The sequence below is a fragment of the Brevundimonas sp. genome (genome assembly GCF_035999125.1).
Taxonomy (GTDB): Bacteria; Pseudomonadota; Alphaproteobacteria; order Caulobacterales; family Caulobacteraceae; genus Brevundimonas.
On the sequence record NZ_DASYGX010000016.1, the window covers coordinates 138563 to 156050 of the forward strand.

At 71.2% G+C, this 17488-nt stretch carries 15 protein-coding genes; 4 read left to right on the plus strand and 11 right to left on the minus strand.

Features of this window, described 5'->3' with window-relative positions; genetic code table 11:
- The first annotated feature begins 38 nt into the window (after positions 1-38).
- Positions 39-698, plus strand: coding sequence for a thioredoxin domain-containing protein (locus VGN45_RS13780; protein WP_327463440.1), 660 nt, complete (start codon positions 39-41; stop codon positions 696-698).
- A gap of 29 nt (positions 699-727) precedes the next feature.
- Positions 728-4165 carry a chromosome segregation protein SMC gene (gene smc, locus VGN45_RS13785; RefSeq protein WP_327463442.1) on the plus strand — a complete coding sequence of 1146 codons (3438 nt, stop codon included), beginning with the start codon at positions 728-730 and terminating at the stop codon, positions 4163-4165.
- On the opposite strand, the gene VGN45_RS13790 is transcribed toward smc, so the two are convergent.
- Entirely contained in the window at positions 4162-5013 is an 852-nt protein-coding gene (locus VGN45_RS13790) for a WecB/TagA/CpsF family glycosyltransferase (protein ID WP_327463444.1), read from the minus strand. The two genes, smc and VGN45_RS13790, sit on opposite strands and share 4 nt — an antisense overlap.
- 234 nt (positions 5014-5247) lie before the next feature.
- On the opposite strand from VGN45_RS13790, the gene VGN45_RS13795 reads away from it, so the two are divergent.
- Positions 5248-5607: a hypothetical protein gene (locus VGN45_RS13795; RefSeq protein ID WP_327463445.1), complete on the plus strand. Its 360-nt coding sequence runs from the start codon at positions 5248-5250 to the stop codon at positions 5605-5607.
- Between the two features lie 21 nt (positions 5608-5628).
- A complete protein-coding gene (locus tag VGN45_RS13800) occupies positions 5629-6006 on the plus strand; it encodes a hypothetical protein (protein ID WP_327463447.1) in 378 nt (125 codons plus the stop codon).
- A 3-nt stretch (positions 6007-6009) separates the two neighbouring features.
- On the opposite strand, the gene murG is transcribed toward VGN45_RS13800, so the two are convergent.
- The 10 genes from murG to VGN45_RS13850 all read right to left on the minus strand — a co-directional run bounded on the left by murG (position 6010) and on the right by VGN45_RS13850 (position 17401).
- The gene (gene murG / locus VGN45_RS13805) at positions 6010-7080 is read right to left on the minus strand and encodes an undecaprenyldiphospho-muramoylpentapeptide beta-N-acetylglucosaminyltransferase (protein WP_327463449.1); all 1071 of its coding nucleotides are present in this window, start codon (positions 7078-7080) and stop codon (positions 6010-6012) included.
- The gene (locus VGN45_RS13810; RefSeq protein ID WP_327463451.1) at positions 7077-8273 is read right to left on the minus strand and encodes a putative peptidoglycan glycosyltransferase FtsW; all 1197 of its coding nucleotides are present in this window, start codon (positions 8271-8273) and stop codon (positions 7077-7079) included. The genes murG and VGN45_RS13810 overlap by 4 nt, the downstream gene beginning before the upstream one ends.
- Before the next feature lie 6 nt (positions 8274-8279).
- The gene (murD, locus tag VGN45_RS13815) at positions 8280-9719 is read right to left on the minus strand and encodes a UDP-N-acetylmuramoyl-L-alanine--D-glutamate ligase (protein WP_327463453.1); all 1440 of its coding nucleotides are present in this window, start codon (positions 9717-9719) and stop codon (positions 8280-8282) included.
- A gap of 1 nt (position 9720) precedes the next feature.
- Entirely contained in the window at positions 9721-10830 is a 1110-nt protein-coding gene (gene mraY / locus VGN45_RS13820) for a phospho-N-acetylmuramoyl-pentapeptide-transferase (protein WP_327463455.1), read from the minus strand.
- Positions 10830-12233 carry a UDP-N-acetylmuramoyl-tripeptide--D-alanyl-D-alanine ligase gene (locus VGN45_RS13825; RefSeq protein WP_414643435.1) on the minus strand — a complete coding sequence of 468 codons (1404 nt, stop codon included), beginning with the start codon at positions 12231-12233 and terminating at the stop codon, positions 10830-10832. The genes mraY and VGN45_RS13825 overlap by 1 nt, the downstream gene beginning before the upstream one ends.
- A 177-nt stretch (positions 12234-12410) precedes the next feature.
- On the minus strand, positions 12411-13871 hold the full coding sequence (locus VGN45_RS13830; RefSeq protein ID WP_327463459.1) for a UDP-N-acetylmuramoyl-L-alanyl-D-glutamate--2,6-diaminopimelate ligase: 1461 nt from the start codon (positions 13869-13871) through the stop codon (positions 12411-12413).
- Entirely contained in the window at positions 13868-15592 is a 1725-nt protein-coding gene (locus tag VGN45_RS13835; RefSeq protein WP_327463461.1) for a penicillin-binding protein 2, read from the minus strand. The genes VGN45_RS13830 and VGN45_RS13835 overlap by 4 nt, the downstream gene beginning before the upstream one ends.
- A complete protein-coding gene (gene ftsL, locus VGN45_RS13840) occupies positions 15589-15993 on the minus strand; it encodes a cell division protein FtsL (protein WP_327463463.1) in 405 nt (134 codons plus the stop codon). The genes VGN45_RS13835 and ftsL overlap by 4 nt, the downstream gene beginning before the upstream one ends.
- Entirely contained in the window at positions 15990-16931 is a 942-nt protein-coding gene (gene rsmH, locus VGN45_RS13845) for a 16S rRNA (cytosine(1402)-N(4))-methyltransferase RsmH (RefSeq protein WP_327463465.1), read from the minus strand. The genes ftsL and rsmH overlap by 4 nt, the downstream gene beginning before the upstream one ends.
- Complete coding sequence (locus tag VGN45_RS13850; RefSeq protein ID WP_327463467.1) at positions 16928-17401, minus strand: division/cell wall cluster transcriptional repressor MraZ; 474 nt, start codon at positions 17399-17401, stop codon at positions 16928-16930. The genes rsmH and VGN45_RS13850 overlap by 4 nt, the downstream gene beginning before the upstream one ends.
- Between the last annotated feature and the right edge of the window lie 87 nt (positions 17402-17488).

The window sequence follows — 17488 nt, forward strand, 5'->3', positions numbered from 1 at the left end:
CGCGCGACGATCCTCGTCCGCATCACGGGAACCCCGCCATGACCTCGCGCTCCTCCTTCCGCTTCGCCGCCATGAGCCGCCGGGCGGCCATCACCGGCGCGGCTCTGGCCGCCATGGCCCTGTCGGCGTGCGGAGGATCGGGCGGGGGCGCGGGCGCGGCCGAGGGCGACATGGCCAAGGGCGCCGCCGAAGGCGCCAAGGTCACCGTGGTCGAATACGCCTCGGTCACCTGCGTCGGCTGCGCCGCCTGGCAGCGGGACGTCTGGCCGCAGATCAAGTCGAAATACGTCGACACCAATCAGATCCGCTTCGTCTTCCGCGAGTTCCCGACCCCCCCGCAGGACGTGGCCGTGGCCGGCTTCCTGCTGGGCCGCTGCGCTGCCGCCAAGTCGGGCAACAGCGAAGACTATTTCAAGGTCGTCGACGACATGCTGGCCAGCCATCCGGGCCTGACGCCCGGCCAGCCGGGCTTCGCCGAGACGCTGCAGCGCATCCGCACCGGCTTGGGCTTCAGTCAGGAAGAGTATCTGACCTGCGTCACCGACGAGGCCGCCATCGCCCAGATGGAGGAGCGAATCCGCGCCGGCCAGGCGGCGGGCGTGACCGGCACCCCGACCTTCATGGTCAACGGCACGGTCGTGGCCGACCGCTCGGTCGAAGGCCTGTCGGCCGCCATCGACGCCGAACTGGCGAAGTAAGACCCGGTCCGGAGGCGCATCCAGACCCGATGCAGTTCCAGCGCCTCCGGCTCGTCGGCTTCAAGTCCTTCGTCGATCCGACGGAGGTCTTCATCGAGCCCGGGCTGACCGGCATCGTCGGGCCCAACGGCTGCGGCAAGTCCAACGTGCTGGAATCCATGCGCTGGGTCATGGGCGCCAACTCCGCCAAGGCCATGCGCGGCCAGGGCATGGAGGACGTGATCTTCGCTGGGGCCAGCGACCGCCCGGCGCGGAACTGGGCCGAGGTCCAGCTGACCATCGACAACGCCCAGCGAAAGGCGCCCCAGCCCTTCACCGACAGCGCGGTGATCGAGGTGTCGCGTCGCATCGACCGCGGCCAGGGCTCGACCTATCGCATCAACGGCAAGGAGGTTCGGGCGCGCGACGTCCAGCTGCTGTTCGCCGACGCCTCGACCGGGGCGAACTCTCCGGCGCTGGTCCGTCAGGGCCAGATCAGCGAGCTGATCGCCGCCAAGCCGCAGAACCGCCGCCGCATTCTGGAGGAGGCCGGCGGCGTGGCCGGTCTGCACACCCGCCGGCACGAGGCGGAGCTGAGGCTGCGCGCGGCCGAGACCAACCTCGAGCGACTGGAGGACATCGGCCGCGAGATCGAGGGGAATCTGTCCCGGCTGAAGCGCGAGGCGCGGCAGGCGGAGAAATACAAGAAGATCAGCGCCGAGATCCGCGCCCTGCAGTCCGCCTTGGTCTGGGTGCGCTGGAACGACGCCCGTCTGGCCGACGAGCAGGCGCGCGAGGATCTGGGCCAGGCGGACCGAGCCGTAGCCGAGACGGCGTCGGCTACGGTTCGGGCCCAGACGGCCGCGCTGAACGCGCAGGAGGCAATGAAGCCGGCGCGGGAGGAGGACGCGGTGGCGGCGGCGCTCCTGCACCGCGCGACGCTGGAACGCGACCGGCTGGACATGGCCGAGCAGGCGGCGAAGGCGGAGATCGATCGGCTGACGTCCGAGCGCGCCCGCATCGCGGCCGACGTGGAGCGGGAGGAAGGCCTGGCCCGCGACGCGCAGGCCGAGCTGGCGCGGCTGGACGAGACGCTGAGCGCCCTGAAGGCCGAAATCGCCGCCGCACCGCAGCGGGGGCCGGAGCTGGAAGCCGCTCTGTCGCAAGCCGAAAGCGCCCGCGCCGAGGCAGACGCCCAGGTCGAGCGCCGCGCCGGGGCCGTCGCCGCCACCGAGGCGCGGGTCGCCGCAGAGACCGCCCGCCTGCGCGACGCCGAGGCGCGGGTGGCCCGGGTGCGCGGCCAGTTGGAGCAAACGACGCGCGAGCAGGAGGCTTTGGGCCCGCTGGAGACGCCGGAATTGGCCGAGGCCCGCGCCGCCGTCGGGACCGCCCAGGCCGAGCTGACCGCTGCCCGCGCCGCCGTGGAGGCCGCCGAGGCTCGGCGCGGCGACCTGGCCCGGGCCGAGCAGGAGGCGCGTACTGCCGCCCGCGCGGCCGAGGACCGGCTGGGCCGCCTGCAGACGGAGGCGCGCGGCCTGGCGCAGTTGCTGACCTCCGCCCGGCGAGACCACGCCCCGGCGCTGGATCAGGTCACGGCCGACAAGGGCTATGAGGCCGCCCTGGCCGCCGTGCTGGGCGACGATCTGGACGCCGCGCTGGACCCGAAGGCCGCCGTCCACTGGGCCGGAGCCGAGCCGACGGCGCCCGTCTGGCCCGCCGGCGTCGAGCCGCTGGCGAAGCACGTGACGGCCCCGCCGCAACTCGCGGCCCGGCTGGCCCTGTGCGGCGTGGCCGACACGAGCGAAGCGGCCGCGCTGGCGAAGTCCCTGCCCGTCGGCGCCCGGCTGGTCACGCGCGAGGGCGACCTCTTCCGCTGGGACGGCTTCGTCGCCCGCGCCGAGGCGCCGCGCCCCGCCGCCGTCCGTCTGGCCCAGCGCACCCGTCTGTCGGAGCTGGAAGCCGAGATCGACGCGGGCAAGCCGGCGCTGGAAACCCTTCAGGCCGAGCTCAGGGCTGCGGCCGACGCCTTCCGCGCAGCCGAGGAAGAGCTGAAGACCGTGCGCCAGGCGCCTTTCGTTGCCGACAAGGCGCTGGCCGCCGCGCGCGATCGCGCCGAGAGCCTGAACCGCGACCAGGCCCGCCGCGAGGCCCGCGCCCAAGCCCTGACGGAGACGACCGCTCGACTGGAGGCAGAACTGGCCGAGGCGGAGGCCGCATTGGCGGCCGCGCGATCGGGCGATGCCCCCTCCGAGACGCTGGACGCCCTGCGCGCCGAACTCGCCGAGGCCCGGACCGCCGCCGAGGCCGCGCGGCAGGCGGCGTCCGCCGCGCGCGCCGCGCGCGACGCGGAGGCCCGCGACCATGCCTCGCGCGAGCAACGCCTGACGGGCCTGGAGCGCGCCCGCGACGGCTGGGCCGCCCGGTCCAAGGACGGCGCGGGGCGGATCAAGGCGCTGGAGGCCGACGCCGCCCGCGCCCTGTCGCTGCTGGAGACCGCCCGCGCGGCGCCGGAGGCCTTGGCCCAGAAGCGGGCGGGCCTGATGGACGCACTGACCTCGGCCGAAACGCGCCGCAAGGCCGCCGCCGACGCCCTGTCCGTGGCCGAGGGCGCGGCCCAAGAGGCGGATCGCGCCGCCCGTGCCGCCGAGGCCGAAGCCGGCAAGGCGCGCGAGGTCCGCGCCGGTCTGGCCGCCCATGCCGAGGCCGCAGCCGCCCGCCTGGCCGAGGCCGACCAGAAGGTGCACGAAACGGCCCAGACGTCGCCGGAAGAGCTGGGCCAGAAGCTGACCGACGAGGCGGTGGCCCGCCCGCCCGACGCCGCCGGGGCGGAGAGCCTGCTGTACGGTCTGGAGCGGGAGCGCGAGGCGTTGGGCGCGGTCAACCTGCTGGCCGAGGAGGAGGCGCGAGAGAGCGAGGACCGGCTGCAGACCATGCGCGGCGAACGCGCCGACCTGACCCAAGCCATCGCCAAGCTGCGCGACGGCATCGACGAGCTGAACGCCGAGGGGCGCGAGCGCCTGCTGGCCGCTTTCGACGTCATCAACGAGAACTTCAAGACCCTGTTCGAGGCCCTGTTCGACGGCGGTCAGGCCGAGCTGAAGCTGGTCGAAAGCGACGATCCGCTGGAGGCGGGGCTGGAGATCTTCGCCTGCCCGCCGGGCAAGCGTCTGGCGGTCATGAGCCTAATGTCGGGCGGCGAGCAGGCCCTGACGGCGGCGGCCCTGATCTTCGCCGTCTTCCTGGCCAATCCGGCGCCCGTATGCGTGCTGGACGAGGTCGACGCCCCGCTGGACGACGCCAACGTCGATCGCTTCTGCCGCATGCTGAACGAGATGCGGAAACGGACCGACACCCGCTTCATCGTCATCACCCACAACCCGGTGACCATGAGCCGCATGGATCGCCTGTACGGCGTCACCATGCCCGAGCGGGGAGTCAGCCAGCTTGTGGGCGTCGACCTGAAACAGGCCGAGACGCTTGTAGCCTAGCGCCCCAGCGCCCGACGCACGTCAGCCAGCGCCGGCCCCGCCAGCGCCCACGGCTCAACCACATATCGGTGAAACAGTCGCTTCGGATCGGCGACCAGGCGGAACAGCCATTCCAGCCCCAGCCGCCCCATCCAGCGCGGGGCGGCCTTCTGCACCCCCGCCTCATAGTCGAAGGCCGCGCCGACGTTCAGCACCACGCAGTCCGGCAAGGCGTCGAGGTGGTCGGCGATCCACAGCTCCTGGCGCGGCATGCCCATTCCGACCATCAGCACGTTCGGTTTGAACGCCGCGATCTCGCGCAGGATCTCCGCATTGTCGGCCGATCCCGCGGTCGCATCGAAATGGCCGTGACGGGTCCAGATACGCGCGCGGGGACGCCGCCTGCCGATCCTCTGCGCCGCCTCTTCCGCCACGCCGGGTGCGCCGCCCAGATAGAAGACCCGCCAACCCTCGCGGTCGGCCAGGCTCCAGAAATGGTCGCGCCAGTCCAGATAGGTGCACCGGTGCATCGGCCGGGCCGACAGCTTCAGCAGGCGCGCAAAGGCCAGCAGGGGGCGGGAATCCACCTCGATCAAGTCCGCGCGCCCATAGAAGCGGCGAAGCTCGGGCCTGGACCGCACCAGGGCCAGGCTGTGCAGGTTGTGGTTGGCGACGACCGCCTTGCGCCCTTCCTGGATCCAACGGCGCAGCCACAGCATGACCTCTTCAGGTCGGACCAAGTCCATGGCCTCGCCCAGGATGGCGACGCGCTCCTCTGGCCGCCGTTCCTGACGATGCGGCGTGCGCGCCCGGCGGCGACGATCCGGAGCCGCGGCGGCGACGGTGAGGGCGAGAGTTTCCTCAAACATGGCCGAACCCTGCCACGCGGCGCTGAAGGTCGGGTTCCCGGACGCGGTTAACGGATCGTCGTCAGATCAGATCAGTGTCGGTCGCGACGCGGTACGGGTATGCGGGTCTTCAGGAGCGCGACGGCGAAGACACAGTCGGCGCGTCTCAACAGCCACGCTGCTGGGCAGAAGCTCACCAAGGCGCCATGGTGGCGTCAGACGCCCCAAGGGCCCGCATCATCGAAAGAGACGACCATGATCCTCGCCGCCCTCGCCGCCGCCGCGCTGTCGGCGCCCGCCCCGCTCGCTGCCGTGCAGGATCCACTGACGTTCGACCAGACCGTCAGCTGCGCCGCCATGTTCTTCGTCCAGTCCAAGCAGTTGACCGTGCCGGAGGAGGTCGAGGCCTTCGAAATGGGCATGGTTGAGATGATCACTCGCGCGGAGGGCATGAACTCCGGCCTGACTCAGGATCAGATCATCGAGCAGGCGGCCATCCAAGCCGACGACATGATGATGCGGATCGATGCCGCCTCGGACGCCGATGCCAAGGCCGGCGTCATCGTCAACTGGGGCCCCGGCATGGTGGCCTGCATCGACGCCGTCCTGGCCTGACCGAAGACGGGAACGATCGACATGTCCCTGACGGCCGCCGCCCTGGCCTCCGCACTCGCCTTCGGACCCCCGCCCGCCTCCGCGCTGGCGCAGGATCCGCTGACGTACGAGAACTACGTCTCTTGCGCCGCCCTGTTTTTCCAGGTCGCCGCCGACACCCAGGACGCCGAACTGAAGGAGGCGCTGGAATCCGCCGTCGGCGTCATGCTGGTCCGCGCCACCCCGCTGGGCGAGGCGAAGGGCAAAACCCAGGATCAGGTCGTAGAGGACGCCGCGATCGAGTCGGTCGGCCTTGAAGACGCCATCGCCAGCCTGTCCGGCGCGGCGCGGGACGACCGCGTCCGCTCGCACGGGCCGGGCATCGACGCCTGCCTGGACGAAGTTCTGACCGAACGCTGAGGTTCAGGCCGCCGCAGTCGCCTCCACCAGATCGGCCAAGCGGGCCGCCGCGTCCGGTATGGCGACCGACCGTGCCCCCGCCGACATGGCGGTCAGGCGCGACGGGTCGCCGAGAATGTCCTCCAGGATCGAGGTCAGCCGTCTCGGCGTCGCTTGTCCTTCCGGCAGGCTGACGGCTGCGCCCACGTCCACGAGAGATCGGGCGTTCAGCGTCTGGTGGTCGTCGGTGGCGATGGCCAAGGGAATCAAAACGGAGGGCATGGCCGCGACCGCCAGTTCGGCGCACGTCGAGGCGCCGGCGCGACCGATCAGAAGGTGCGTAGTGGCCAGCAGTGCTGCCATGTCCCGGAAGAAGGGCGCGACCTCGGCCTTGATCCCCGCCTCAAGATAGACCTGCCGCGCCGCCTCCAGGCTCTCGGTTCTCGACTGTTGGAAGACCTCCAGCCGCGACCTCAGCGTCGCAGGAAGGGCTGCCAGGGCGTGCGGCACGGCCTCGGACAGCAGCCGCGCGCCTTGGCTGCCCCCCGTCACCAGAACGCGGATCGGAGCGTCGCCCGTCGGCGGAGAATAGGCGCGGTCGAAAAGAGGTCGGATCTCCGGCCGCACGGGACTGCCGACGACATGCACCCCCGCACGTCCTCTGATCGAAAAGGTCGAGGCCACCGCGTTCACCCGCTCGGCCAGCATGCGGTTGGTGCGCCCCAGCACCGCGTTTTGCTCATGGATCACGGTCGGCCTTCGATCCATGAGGGCGGCGATCAGCGCCGGCGCCGATGGATAGCCGCCGAAGCCGACGACCACCCGTGCCTCGGCTTCACGGAAGGCCGTCCGCGCTTGACGGGCGCCTCTCAGGATCGCCAGCCCCGCCTTCATCAAACCCACCGGCCCCCGCCCGGTCGCCGCGTCCAGGAACAGCCGGTCGTCGGCGGGGAAGCCATGCGCGAACTTCTCGCCGCGATGGTCGGTGGCCAGGATGACGCGCCAGCCCCGCGCGGACATCTCGCGCGCCAACGCCTCGGCCGGGAACATATGGCCGCCGGTGCCCCCGGCGGCGACGACGCAGGTGCGGCTCATGCCCGGCGCATCCGCTTGGTCATCTCGTCCCACGGCCACTGCATCGGCCCCGGCTCATACGCCCCCGGCCGTTTGCGGGTCAGCGCCAGCGCCAGGCCCATGGTCAGGCCCATGGCCAGCATGGACGAGCCGCCGTAGCTTATGAAGGGCAGGGTCATGCCCTTGGTCGGGATGACGTTCAGGTTCACCGCCACGTTGATGCAGGCCTGCAGCCCGATCAGCATGAACAAGCCCGCCGCCGCCGTCTGCTCGTAGGGGTCGCGCAGCCGCAGCGCCCGGCTGAGCCCCCGCACGACGATGAAGGCGTACAGACCGATGATCAGCAGCGACAGCATCAGGCCGAACTCCTCGGCGCCGACGGAGTAGATGAAGTCGGTGTGCAGGTCGGGCACGTGGCGCTTCATGACGCCCTCGCCCACGCCGCGCCCGACCAAGCCGCCGGCGCGGATGGCCTCCGACGCCCGGTCGATCTGGTGGGTGTCCTCCACGCCCGGCGAAACGAACTTGGCCACCCGCGCCCGCACGTGGTCGAAGGCGAAATACAGGCCGAACACCCCCGCCAGCACCATGCCGCCCAGCGCCGCCATCCACTTGAAAGGCACCCCGGCCATGAAGAACACGGCCATGAAGGTCGTCGTGATCAGCAGGGTCTGGCCGATGTCCGGCTGCAGCAGCAACAGCCCCACGGTCAGGGCGTAGGCGACGAAGGCGATGGTCACGCCCGGCACCCCCTGCCCCTTCTGCGCCTCGGCGAACATCCAGGCGGAGAAGACGATGATGGCCGGCTTGGCGAACTCCGAGGGCTGCAGGCCGAAGGGGCCGATGTTGATCCACCGCGCCGCGCCCTTGGCCTCGTGCCCGATGAACGGCAGCAGGATCATCACCCCGATCGCGCCCAGCAGAGCCAGCACGGCGATCCGCCGCACGCCCCGCGGGCTGAGCAGCGAGGTGGTCAGCATGGCGCCCAGGCCCAAAGCGACGAAGACGATCATCCGGATCGAATAGTGGAAGGGGTCGGTGATCCCGTCCTCGGCCAAAATCGCCGCCGGGCTGGAGGCGAACGACAGCGACACCCCGACGGCCATCAGCGCCAGCGCCGCGCCCAGCAGGCCGCGATCCACCGTCCAGAACCATTTGGCGACGGCGCTCTGGTCGGACCTGGAAAAGGCGGGCGTGTAGGCCTGGCTGGTCATGATTGGTCAACCATGTCCGAAAGGTGTGGCCCCGAGGTTAAGCACCGCGGCGCGGAACGCCTCTCCCCGCGCCTCGAAATCGGGGAACTGGTCGAAGCTGGCGGCGGCGGGGCTGAGCAGCACCACCTCGTCGCGCCCGGTCGCGGCGGCCGCGTGGTAGGCCTGACCGACGGCGGTCGCCATGTCGCCGCTGATCCGGTGCGGCGTGTCGCCCAGCGCGGCGGCGAAGGGGCCCGCCGCCTCGCCGATCAGGAAGGCCTCCTGCACGCGGGGGAACAGGTCGTCGAGGTCGTCGATGCCGCCCGCCTTGGCCCGGCCGCCAGCGATCCAGAAGACCCGGTCGTAAGATGAGAGCGCCTGCCGCGCCGCGTCGGCGTTGGTGGCCTTGGAGTCGTTGACGAAGGACACTTTGCCGAGACGGCCGACGGTTTCCATGCGGTGGGCGAGGCCTGGAAAGGTGAGGAGCCCTTCGATGACTGCTTCATGTTCCAGCCCGAGATTTCGCGCCGCCATGAAGGCGAACGCAGCGTTCTGCGCGTTGTGCCGCCCCGGCAGCGAAATGGCGGGCGTCAGGTCGACCAGCTCGATATGGTCGAAGACGATCTTCCGACCCATGGCTTCCACGCGGCCGCCGGGAACCCAGTGGCTGGGATGATCCTCCTCGTATTGGTCCCCAGGCTGCAACTCCACTTCGCTGTCAAAGGTCACGATTTCCCGGACTTCACGCCCCTCCGCGGCCAGAGACGTCGCGATGGACCGGCCCCACTGATCGTCGACGCCCACCAGCGAGAGCCACGCTTGATTGAACATACGCGCCTTTGCGGCGACGTAGCCCTCCATGCCGCCATGGCGGTCCAAGTGGTCCGGACTGATGTTCGTTAGGATCGCGACGGTTGGCGCGAATGAGGTCGTCAGATCCAGTTGATAGCTGGAGACTTCGATAACGTAGGTCGCCCCTGCAGTCGGAGCGGGCAAGGCGAGGACGCCGATGCCGATGTTGCCGCCGACGTGGACGGTCCATCCCGCCTGTTTCAGCACCCAGCCAATCAGGGCCGTGGTCGTGGATTTTCCGTTGGTGCCGGTAATCGCGATGACGGCTGGCCGCTCCCCCTCCGGCAGCGCCGCGATCGCCCGCGCGAACAGCTCCACGTCGCCGACGATCTCGACGCCCGCGGCCTTGGCCTTGTCGACCGTCCAGTGCGGCTTGGGATGCGTCAGCGGCACGCCGGGGGACAGCACGAGCGCCGCGAACTGCGACCAGTCGGCGGTCGTCAGGTCTTCGACGGCGAACCCCTCGGCCTCGGCCTGCATGCGGCTGGAGATGCCGTCGTCCCACAGGACCGGTTCGGCGCCCCCCGCCTTCAGCGCGCGGGCCGCCGTCAGCCCCGACCGACCCAGGCCGAAGACCGCGACGCGCCGCCCCTCGAAGCCCGGGACCGCGATCATCTCAGCGCAGCTTCAGCGTCGCCAGGCCCGCCAGCGCCAGCATGGCCGACACGATCCAGAAGCGGATGACCACCGTGGATTCCGGCCAGCCCATCTTTTCAAAGTGATGGTGGATCGGCGCCATGAGGAAGACCCGCTTCTTGGTCGCCTTGAAGTAGCCGACCTGGATCATCACCGAGGCGGCCTCCAGCACGAACAGGCCGCCGACGATGCCCAGCACCAGCTCGTGCTTGGTCATCACAGCCACGGCGCCCAGCGCGCCGCCCAGCGCCAGCGAGCCGGTGTCGCCCATGAAGATCTTGGCCGGCGGGGCGTTGTACCACAGGAATCCCGTCCCCCCGCCGATGATGGCCGCCAGGAACACCGCCAGCTCGCCTGCGCCCGGCACATGGTGGACGCCCAGATAGTCGGAAAAGACGAAGTTGCCGGTCAGATAGGCGATCACGCCGAACGCCGCGGACGCCATCATCACCGGCACGATGGCCAGGCCGTCCAGCCCGTCGGTCAGGTTCACGGCGTTGGAGAAGCCCACGATCGTGAAGGCCGCGAAGGCCACGTAGAACCAGCCGACGTTCAGCAGCACGTCCTTGAAGAAGGGGAAGGCGATCGACGTCTCCAGACCTGGCGAGGTGGGGGACACCGTCATCCACAGCACCGTCAGCACGCCGGCGACCACCGCCACGATGACCTGCCAGAACAGCTTTTGCTTCGACGTCAGCCCGGCCGAGGTCTGTTTGGTGACTTTGGCGTAGTCGTCGATGAAGCCCAGCACGGCGAAGGCGGCGGTCACCAGCGACACGATCCAGATGTACGGATTGGTCAGGTCGCCCCACAGGAACACCGCCACGGCGATGCCCGCCAGGATCATCAGACCGCCCATGGTCGGGGTGCCGACCTTGGACAGGTGGCTGACCGGGCCGTCGTCGCGGATCGGCTGGCCCTTGCCCTGCTTCTGGCGCATCCAGCTGATGAAGCGACTGCCCATGGCCACCGCCACGATCATGGCCGTCGCCATGGCCAAGGCCACGCGCACCGTCTGGTACTGGACCAGGTTCAGCAGCGGATAATCCTGCGCCACGTCGGCGTAATAGAGATACAGCAGGTAGAACATCAGGCGGCCCCCTCATCCGTCCGATCCAGATCCGCCAGGGCGCGCGCGATCTGCGACGCCTTCGACCCGTTCGATCCCTTGACCATCACCACGTCGCGCGGCGCGACCAGATCGCCGACCGCGTCGGCCAGATCCGCGGCGGTCTCGCGCCATTCGCCGCGCCGCTCGGGCGCGATCGCCTCGTGCAGGGCCCGCATCGCCGGCCCGGCGGTGTGCACCACGTCCAGGCCCGCCGCCTCGATCGCCTCGGCCAGGCCGGCATGCAGGGCCCGCGACTGGCCGCCCAGTTCCAGCATGTCGGTCAGCATGACGATGCGCCGGCCGCCCGGCTCCACCGCTCGCGCGCCCAGACTGGCGAAGCCGGCCTTCATCGACAGCGGATTGGCGTTGTAGCTCTCGTCGATCAGGGTGAAGGCGCCGCGCGGCAGGCGCACGGTCCGCACTTGGCCGCGGCCGGCCAGCGGCGAGAAGTTCGCCAGCGCCTCCAGCCCGACGTCCACCGGCACGTCCAGGGCGTCCAGCATCAGCAGCACTGCCAGACTGTTGAGTCCCCAGTGGAAGCCGGACTGTCTGAGGCGGAAGACGTGGTCGCGGCCCAGCACGGTCGCCTCGACCCGGGCGCCGTCGGCGTCGGGCGTGAAGTCGATCAGGCGCGCGGCGTCGTCCTGCGACGTGCCGAAGGTCAGCACCCGCGCGCCCTTGCGCAGCGCAGCGCCGCGCAGGACCTCCAGCCAGGCGTTGTCGGCGTTGATCACCGCCGTGCCGCCCGGGCCCAGGCCTTCGAAGATCGCCGCCTTCTCGCGCGCCACCCCGGCCTCGCCGTCGTCGAAGGCCTCGATGTGGACGGGACCGACAGTGGTCACGCAGGCGGCGTGCGGCTGGACAATACGGGCCAGCGGGCCGATCTCGCCCGGCGCGTTCATGCCGATCTCGAAGACGGCGCGCTGCACCCTCGCGGGCATGCGGGCCAGCGTCAGCGGCACGCCGATGTGGTTGTTGAAGCTCTTCACCGAGCCGTGCGCCGGCCCCGCCAGATCGAGACCCGCCTTGATCGCCTGGGTCACGCTGGTCTTGCCGACGCTGCCGGTCACCGCGCCACGTCGGACCTGAGGCGCCCGGTCGCGCGCCGCCGCGCCCAGCCGCTCCAGCGCCTTGAGCGCGTCATCGACGACGATGCAGGGCCTGCCGTCGACCGGCCGCTCGACCAGCGCGCCCGCCGCGCCCACCGCGAAGGCGCTCCCCGCGAACTCGTGCCCGTCGCGCACGCCGCGGAGCGCCACGAACAGGTCGCCGGGTTCGACCTCCTTGCTGTTGAAGGTCACGCCGGTCGCTTCGAACGCCCCGCCCTCGATCCGTCCGCCGGTCGCCAGCGCGATCTCCGTGGCGGTCCACAGAACGGCCATCACCCTTCCCCGCTCGCCGGGGAAGGTGGCAGGCGGAGCCTGACGGATGGGGTGGCTGCCAACGACGGCCTGTTGGGCGAAAGGCGAGCCGACCGGCTCCGACCGCGTTTCACCCCCCATCCGTCTCGCTCCGCGAGCCACCTTCCCCCGCAAGGGGGGAAGGAGATGACGGCGAACTCACGCATGCGCTTCCCTCAGGGCCTCGGCTGCGACGGCGACGTCGTCGAAGGGATGAGTCGTGGAACCCACGATCTGACCCCTCTCATGCCCCTTTCCGGCGACGACGACCACATCCCCCGCGCGGCCCATTTCAACGGCGTGAAAGATGGCCTTGCGCCGGTCGCCGACTTCCTCGGCGCCGACCGCGCCCTTCAGCACCTCCGCGCGGATCGCGGCCGGGTCTTCCGAGCGGGGATTGTCGTCGGTGACCACCGCCACGTCGGCCAGCCGCGCCGCGACCTCGCCCATCAGGGGGCGCTTGCCCTTGTCCCGATCGCCGCCCGCCCCGAAGACGACGATCAGCCGCCCGCGCGCATGGGGGCGCAGCGCCGTCAGCACCGTCTCCAGCCCGTCGGGCGTGTGGGCGTAGTCGACGTAGACCTCGGGCCCGCCCGCCGGTCCGGCCACGCGCTGCAGCCGGCCCTCGGCGCCCTGGATCGTCTCCAGCGCCGCCAGCACGTCCTCCACCTTCGAGCCGGAAGCCACGCACAGGCCCGCCGCCACCAAGGCGTTCGAGGCCTGGAAGGCGCCGGCCAGCGGCAGCAGCACTTCACGCGTCACGCCCCCGGCGTCGATCGTCAGCCGCTGCCCCTCAGGCACGGCCTCGCGTCCGATCAGGGTGAGGTCGCGGCCGCGCTGGCCCACGCCGTAGATGCCCAGACCCGACATCAGGCCGGCCGCGGCGAAGCGGGAATAGGCGTCCGAGTCGGCGTTCAGCACCGCGGTCCGCCCGCGCGGCAGCAGGGTCTCGAACAGCCTCAGCTTGGCGGCGCGATAGGCCTCCATGTCGCCGTGGTAGTCGAGATGGTCCTGGCTCAGGTTGGTGAAGCCGGCGGCCGTCAGCCGGATGCCGTCGATACGGCGCTGGTCGATGCCGTGGCTGCTGGCTTCCAGCGCCAGATGGGTCACGCCTCGCCCGGCCAGCTCCGCCGTCAGGCGCGCCGCGTCGCCGGCGTCGGGGCTGGTCAGACCGGGAGGCGTCAGGGTCTCGACGCCCGCGCCCGTCTGCATCACCGTGCCGAGCGTGCCCATGCTGGCCGAGGCGTGGCCCAAGGTGGCCCAGATCTGGCGGCAGAAGGCGGCGACCGAGGTCTTGCCGTTGGTGCCCGTCACGGCGACGCAGGTCTTAGGCTGGGCGCCGTAGAAGCCACGGGCCGCCAGCGCATAGGCGCGACGCACGTCGGCCGAGGTGACCAGCACCGGCGCGGCTTCCTTCGGCGTGCCGGACGGCGCCAGCACGGCCGCAGCCCCCTTGGCCAGCGCCTGCGGAATGAAGGCTCGACCGTCCGCCGCCGTGCCCGGCAGCGCCACGAACAGCGATCCGGCGTCCACGCGCCGGCTGTCGGCCGTCACCCCGGTGATGACCGGGTCGGCGGGCACGTCTCGGCGCAGGATGTCGGACAGACGCAGCGCGCTCATCCCAGGTCGCGCTCCATGTCTGCGAGCGTCGGGATCTTCTCGCCGTCGGCGGTGCGCCAGCGGTCGGCGCGGCGCTCCACGCCCACCAGCGGCGCGATGCGGTCGGCGATGCGGCCCACCGCCGGCGCCGCCACCGCGCCGCCCAGCCGTGACCCGGCCGACGGCTCGTCCACCAGCACGAAGATGGCGTAGCGGGGGCCGTCCAGCGGCCCGTCGGTGGGGAAGACGGCGGCGAAACTGCCGATGCCGAGGGCGGGATCGTAGCGCGTCCCGGTCCATTTGTTGGCCGAGCCGGTCTTGCCCCCGACGCGCAGGCCCGGCGCGTCGGCGGCGCCGCCCGATCCCCGCACGACGTTGCGCCGCATCAGGTCCAGCAGCAGGATCGACGTCGACGCCTGCAGCACCCGACGCGGCTCGGCCCCCGCCCCGCCCTTGCGGATCGACAGCGGCACGTGGAACCCGCCGTTGGTCAGGGGCAACATGGCGGTCACCGCCTGAACCGGCGTCACCATGATGCCGTAGCCGAACGACAGCGACGCCAGCGTCGAATCCGACCACTCGCGCGGCAGGACCGGCGCGGCGGACTCCTTCAGCTCCAGCGGCGCGGCGTCCAACAGGCCCAGTCGGGTGAAATAGTCCCTCATCCCGGCCGGCCCGACCTGAACGGCCAGCCGCGACGTGCCGATGTTGGACGACTTCAGATAGACGTCCTCCAGCGTCATGACCCGGTTTTGCGCATGGAAGTCGTCGATCGCGCGATTGCCGATCATGAAGGTCTCGGACGCGTCGAACAGGGTCGTCATGTCGGCCAGGCCGCGGTCGACGCCCGCCGCCACGGTGAAGCTCTTGAACACCGATCCCATCTCGTAGTGGCCGGACGTCGCCAGATTCTTGGGCTGGTCGAAGGGCCAGCTGGCCATGGCCAGGATCTCGCCGGTGTGGACGTCGGCCACCACCGCGACGCCGGCCTTGGCGCCCGTCTGGTCCATGGCGGCGGCCAGTTCGCTCTCGACGATGCCCTGGATGCGCAGATCGATCGACAGGGGCACGGCCGAGCCGTCGATTCCGGCCTGTTTCAGCTCGCCGTCCAGAGCCAGCTCCGCGCCCGTCAGACCCTTGCCCCAGGCGTCCGACACCCCGATCACGTGCCGCGCCGATCCGCCCAGCGGATAGACCCGGCCGTCCTCCTGCTCGAAGTCGACCCCGCCCAGGCCCAGGGCGTGCACCCGCGCCTTCTGCTGGGGCGTCATGGCGCCCATGACCAGCACGCGACGGTCGCCGTCCAGCGCGCGACGCAGGCGGCGGGCGTCGACCTCCGGCAGGGCGCGGCGGATCTGGGTGAAGGCGAAGTCCTTGTCCCACACCTCGGCCGGATCGACGTACAGGCCCCAGAAGACGACGTTGGTGGCCAGCAGCCGGCCGTTGCGGTCGACCAGATCGCCGCGCGTCAGCTGACGCTCCACGCCGCCGCCCGCGCCGTCCAGCACCGGCGCGGCCAGCGCGGACCAGGCCGCGCGCAGGCCCAGACAGGCGAAGACGACGCCGAACACGGCAAGGATCAGGAAGATGCGGACCCGCGTGTCCTCCTCCGGTCGGGCCTGCGCCCGCGACCGCTCGAAGGCGTGCTCGATCCACCAGAGGACGGCAGTCAGGCGACGCCACGACGGCGGACGCGGCAGACGTGGCGCGGGACCCGGGCGGTGATGCGGGGTGACCGTCACTGCGCCGCCCCCTCGACCGGAACGAGGGCCGGCGCGGCCTCGTCGGCGGGCGCGACGACCGGGACGGGCACGGGCGCGGGCTCGACCTCGTCCAGCTCGGTCTCCTCCACGCGCTGGTCGGCGTCGATAGGGGCCAGGCCCAAGCTCTTCGACAGGGCGTCCAGCCGGGCGGGGCTTTCCAGCCGGGCGGCCTCGGCGCGCAGCAGGCGCACGCGCTGGCGGTCCTGGGCGATCTCGGCCTCCAGCTCGGCGATGCGCGTCGCCTCGCGTTGGGCGCCGGCCTTCACCAGATAGACCGAACACAGCATGGCGCCGACGCAGACCACGCCGATGATCTCGATCCAGCGGACGCCGCGGATCTTCCAGTCGAACAGTCGGCGGACGACGGCGGGCGTCTTCATGCGGCCATCCCCCAGGCCGGGGCGTCGGTGCGGACGGCGGCGCGCAGCTTGGCCGAGCGGGCGCGGGGATTGGCGGCGATCTCGGCATCCGTCCCCTCGCGCGCGCCCTTGAACAGCAGGGTGAAGGTCGGCGCACGGGTCGAGGCCGCCTGCGGCAGGTGGCGCGACCCCCCGGGCGCATTGCCGCTGCGCTCGGCCAGAAAGGCTTTCACGATCCGGTCTTCCAACGAGTGGAAGGTCACCACCGCCAGCCGTCCGCCGGGCTTCAGGCGCGCCTCCGCCGCCGCCAGTCCGCGCTCCAGCTCGCCCAGCTCGTCGTTCACGGCGATGCGCAGGGCCTGAAAGGTGCGCGTGGCCGGATGGATCGGCGCGCCGCGCCGCCCGCCCAGCGCCTTCTCCACCACCTCGGCCAGGTCCAGCGTGCGCTCGAAGGGGCGTTCCGTCCGGCGGCGCAGGATGGCCGTGGCGACCCGGCCCGACTGCCGCTCCTCGCCGTACTGCTTCAGGACATGCGCCAACGGCCCATGGTCCCACGTATTGACGACGTCCGCCGCCGTCGGGCCTTGCCCCGACATCCGCATGTCCAACGGCCCGTCGCGCAGGAAGGAAAAGCCGCGCCCGGCCTCGTCGAGCTGCATCGATGAGACGCCGATGTCGAAAACGACGCCGTCCAGGGGCTGGTCGACCGCTTCGGCCAGATCGCCGAAGGCCGTCTCGACCAGGCGGAAGCGGCCAGGGAAGTCGTTGGCCACGGCTGCCGCGTGCGGGCGCACGGTCGGATCGCGGTCCAGGCCGATCACCTCAGCCCCCGTCGCCAGGATGGCGCGGGTGTAGCCGCCGGCGCCGAAGGTGGCGTCGACCATCACGTCGCCGGCCTTCGGTGTCAGCGCGTCGAGCACCTGATCGATCAGGACAGGAACATGAGGCGCGGCGCTCATTGGCCGCCCTGCGTCTTCAGCTGCGCCGCTAGCCGCAGGGCGCCCAGTTCGGCCAGACCTTCGCGCGCGACCTTGCGCTGTTCGGCACGGCGGGCGGCCCAGGCCTCCTTGCTCCAGATCTGGAACCGGTCGCCCAGCCCCACGATCATCACGCTGTCGCCCAGACCCGCCTCGGCCACCAGGCTCTCCGGCAGGGTGATGCGGCCGCCGCCGTCGAACGCGAGGCGGTTCTGCTCGCCCAGCACCTGCCATTCCAGCGCCGACCGCTGGGCCGAGCCGAACGGCAGCGACTGGATCATCTCGACGTAGACGGCGAACAGGTGGTCGCCCCCCGCCTCCAGGCAGTCGGCCTCGATGGAGGGGAAGCAGAAGACGCGGTGCTCGGCGCCGTTGTCGGCGGTGCGGAACTCCTGCGGGATCAGCAGGCGGCGCTTGCCGTCCAATTGTTTCTCGAACGTCGAGAGAAACACGCCCCGCCCCACTGAAAGACCCGAAGGTCCGCCCTGAAATCCCTCGAACGCGCCCCGCGCGTCCGCCCTGCCTCGATCAAGGTTTAT

Coding starts and splice junctions, on each gene's coding strand:
- mraY (WP_327463455.1), bottom strand. CDS start 10,830: ATGTTCTACCTGCTGTATCTCTATTACGCCGACGTGGCGCAGGATTAT.
- VGN45_RS13780 (WP_327463440.1), top strand. CDS start 39: ATGACCTCGCGCTCCTCCTTCCGCTTCGCCGCCATGAGCCGCCGGGCG.
- murD (WP_327463453.1), bottom strand. CDS start 9,719: ATGATCGCGGTCCCGGGCTTCGAGGGGCGGCGCGTCGCGGTCTTCGGC.
- VGN45_RS13825 (WP_414643435.1), bottom strand. CDS start 12,233: ATGGCCGTTCTGTGGACCGCCACGGAGATCGCGCTGGCGACCGGCGGA.
- rsmH (WP_327463465.1), bottom strand. CDS start 16,931: ATGAGCGCCGCGCCTCATGTTCCTGTCCTGATCGATCAGGTGCTCGAC.
- VGN45_RS13800 (WP_327463447.1), top strand. CDS start 5,629: ATGTCCCTGACGGCCGCCGCCCTGGCCTCCGCACTCGCCTTCGGACCC.
- VGN45_RS13795 (WP_327463445.1), top strand. CDS start 5,248: ATGATCCTCGCCGCCCTCGCCGCCGCCGCGCTGTCGGCGCCCGCCCCG.
- VGN45_RS13830 (WP_327463459.1), bottom strand. CDS start 13,871: ATGAGCGCGCTGCGTCTGTCCGACATCCTGCGCCGAGACGTGCCCGCC.
- VGN45_RS13810 (WP_327463451.1), bottom strand. CDS start 8,273: ATGACCAGCCAGGCCTACACGCCCGCCTTTTCCAGGTCCGACCAGAGC.
- smc (WP_327463442.1), top strand. CDS start 728: ATGCAGTTCCAGCGCCTCCGGCTCGTCGGCTTCAAGTCCTTCGTCGAT.
- murG (WP_327463449.1), bottom strand. CDS start 7,080: ATGAGCCGCACCTGCGTCGTCGCCGCCGGGGGCACCGGCGGCCATATG.
- VGN45_RS13790 (WP_327463444.1), bottom strand. CDS start 5,013: ATGTTTGAGGAAACTCTCGCCCTCACCGTCGCCGCCGCGGCTCCGGAT.
- ftsL (WP_327463463.1), bottom strand. CDS start 15,993: ATGAAGACGCCCGCCGTCGTCCGCCGACTGTTCGACTGGAAGATCCGC.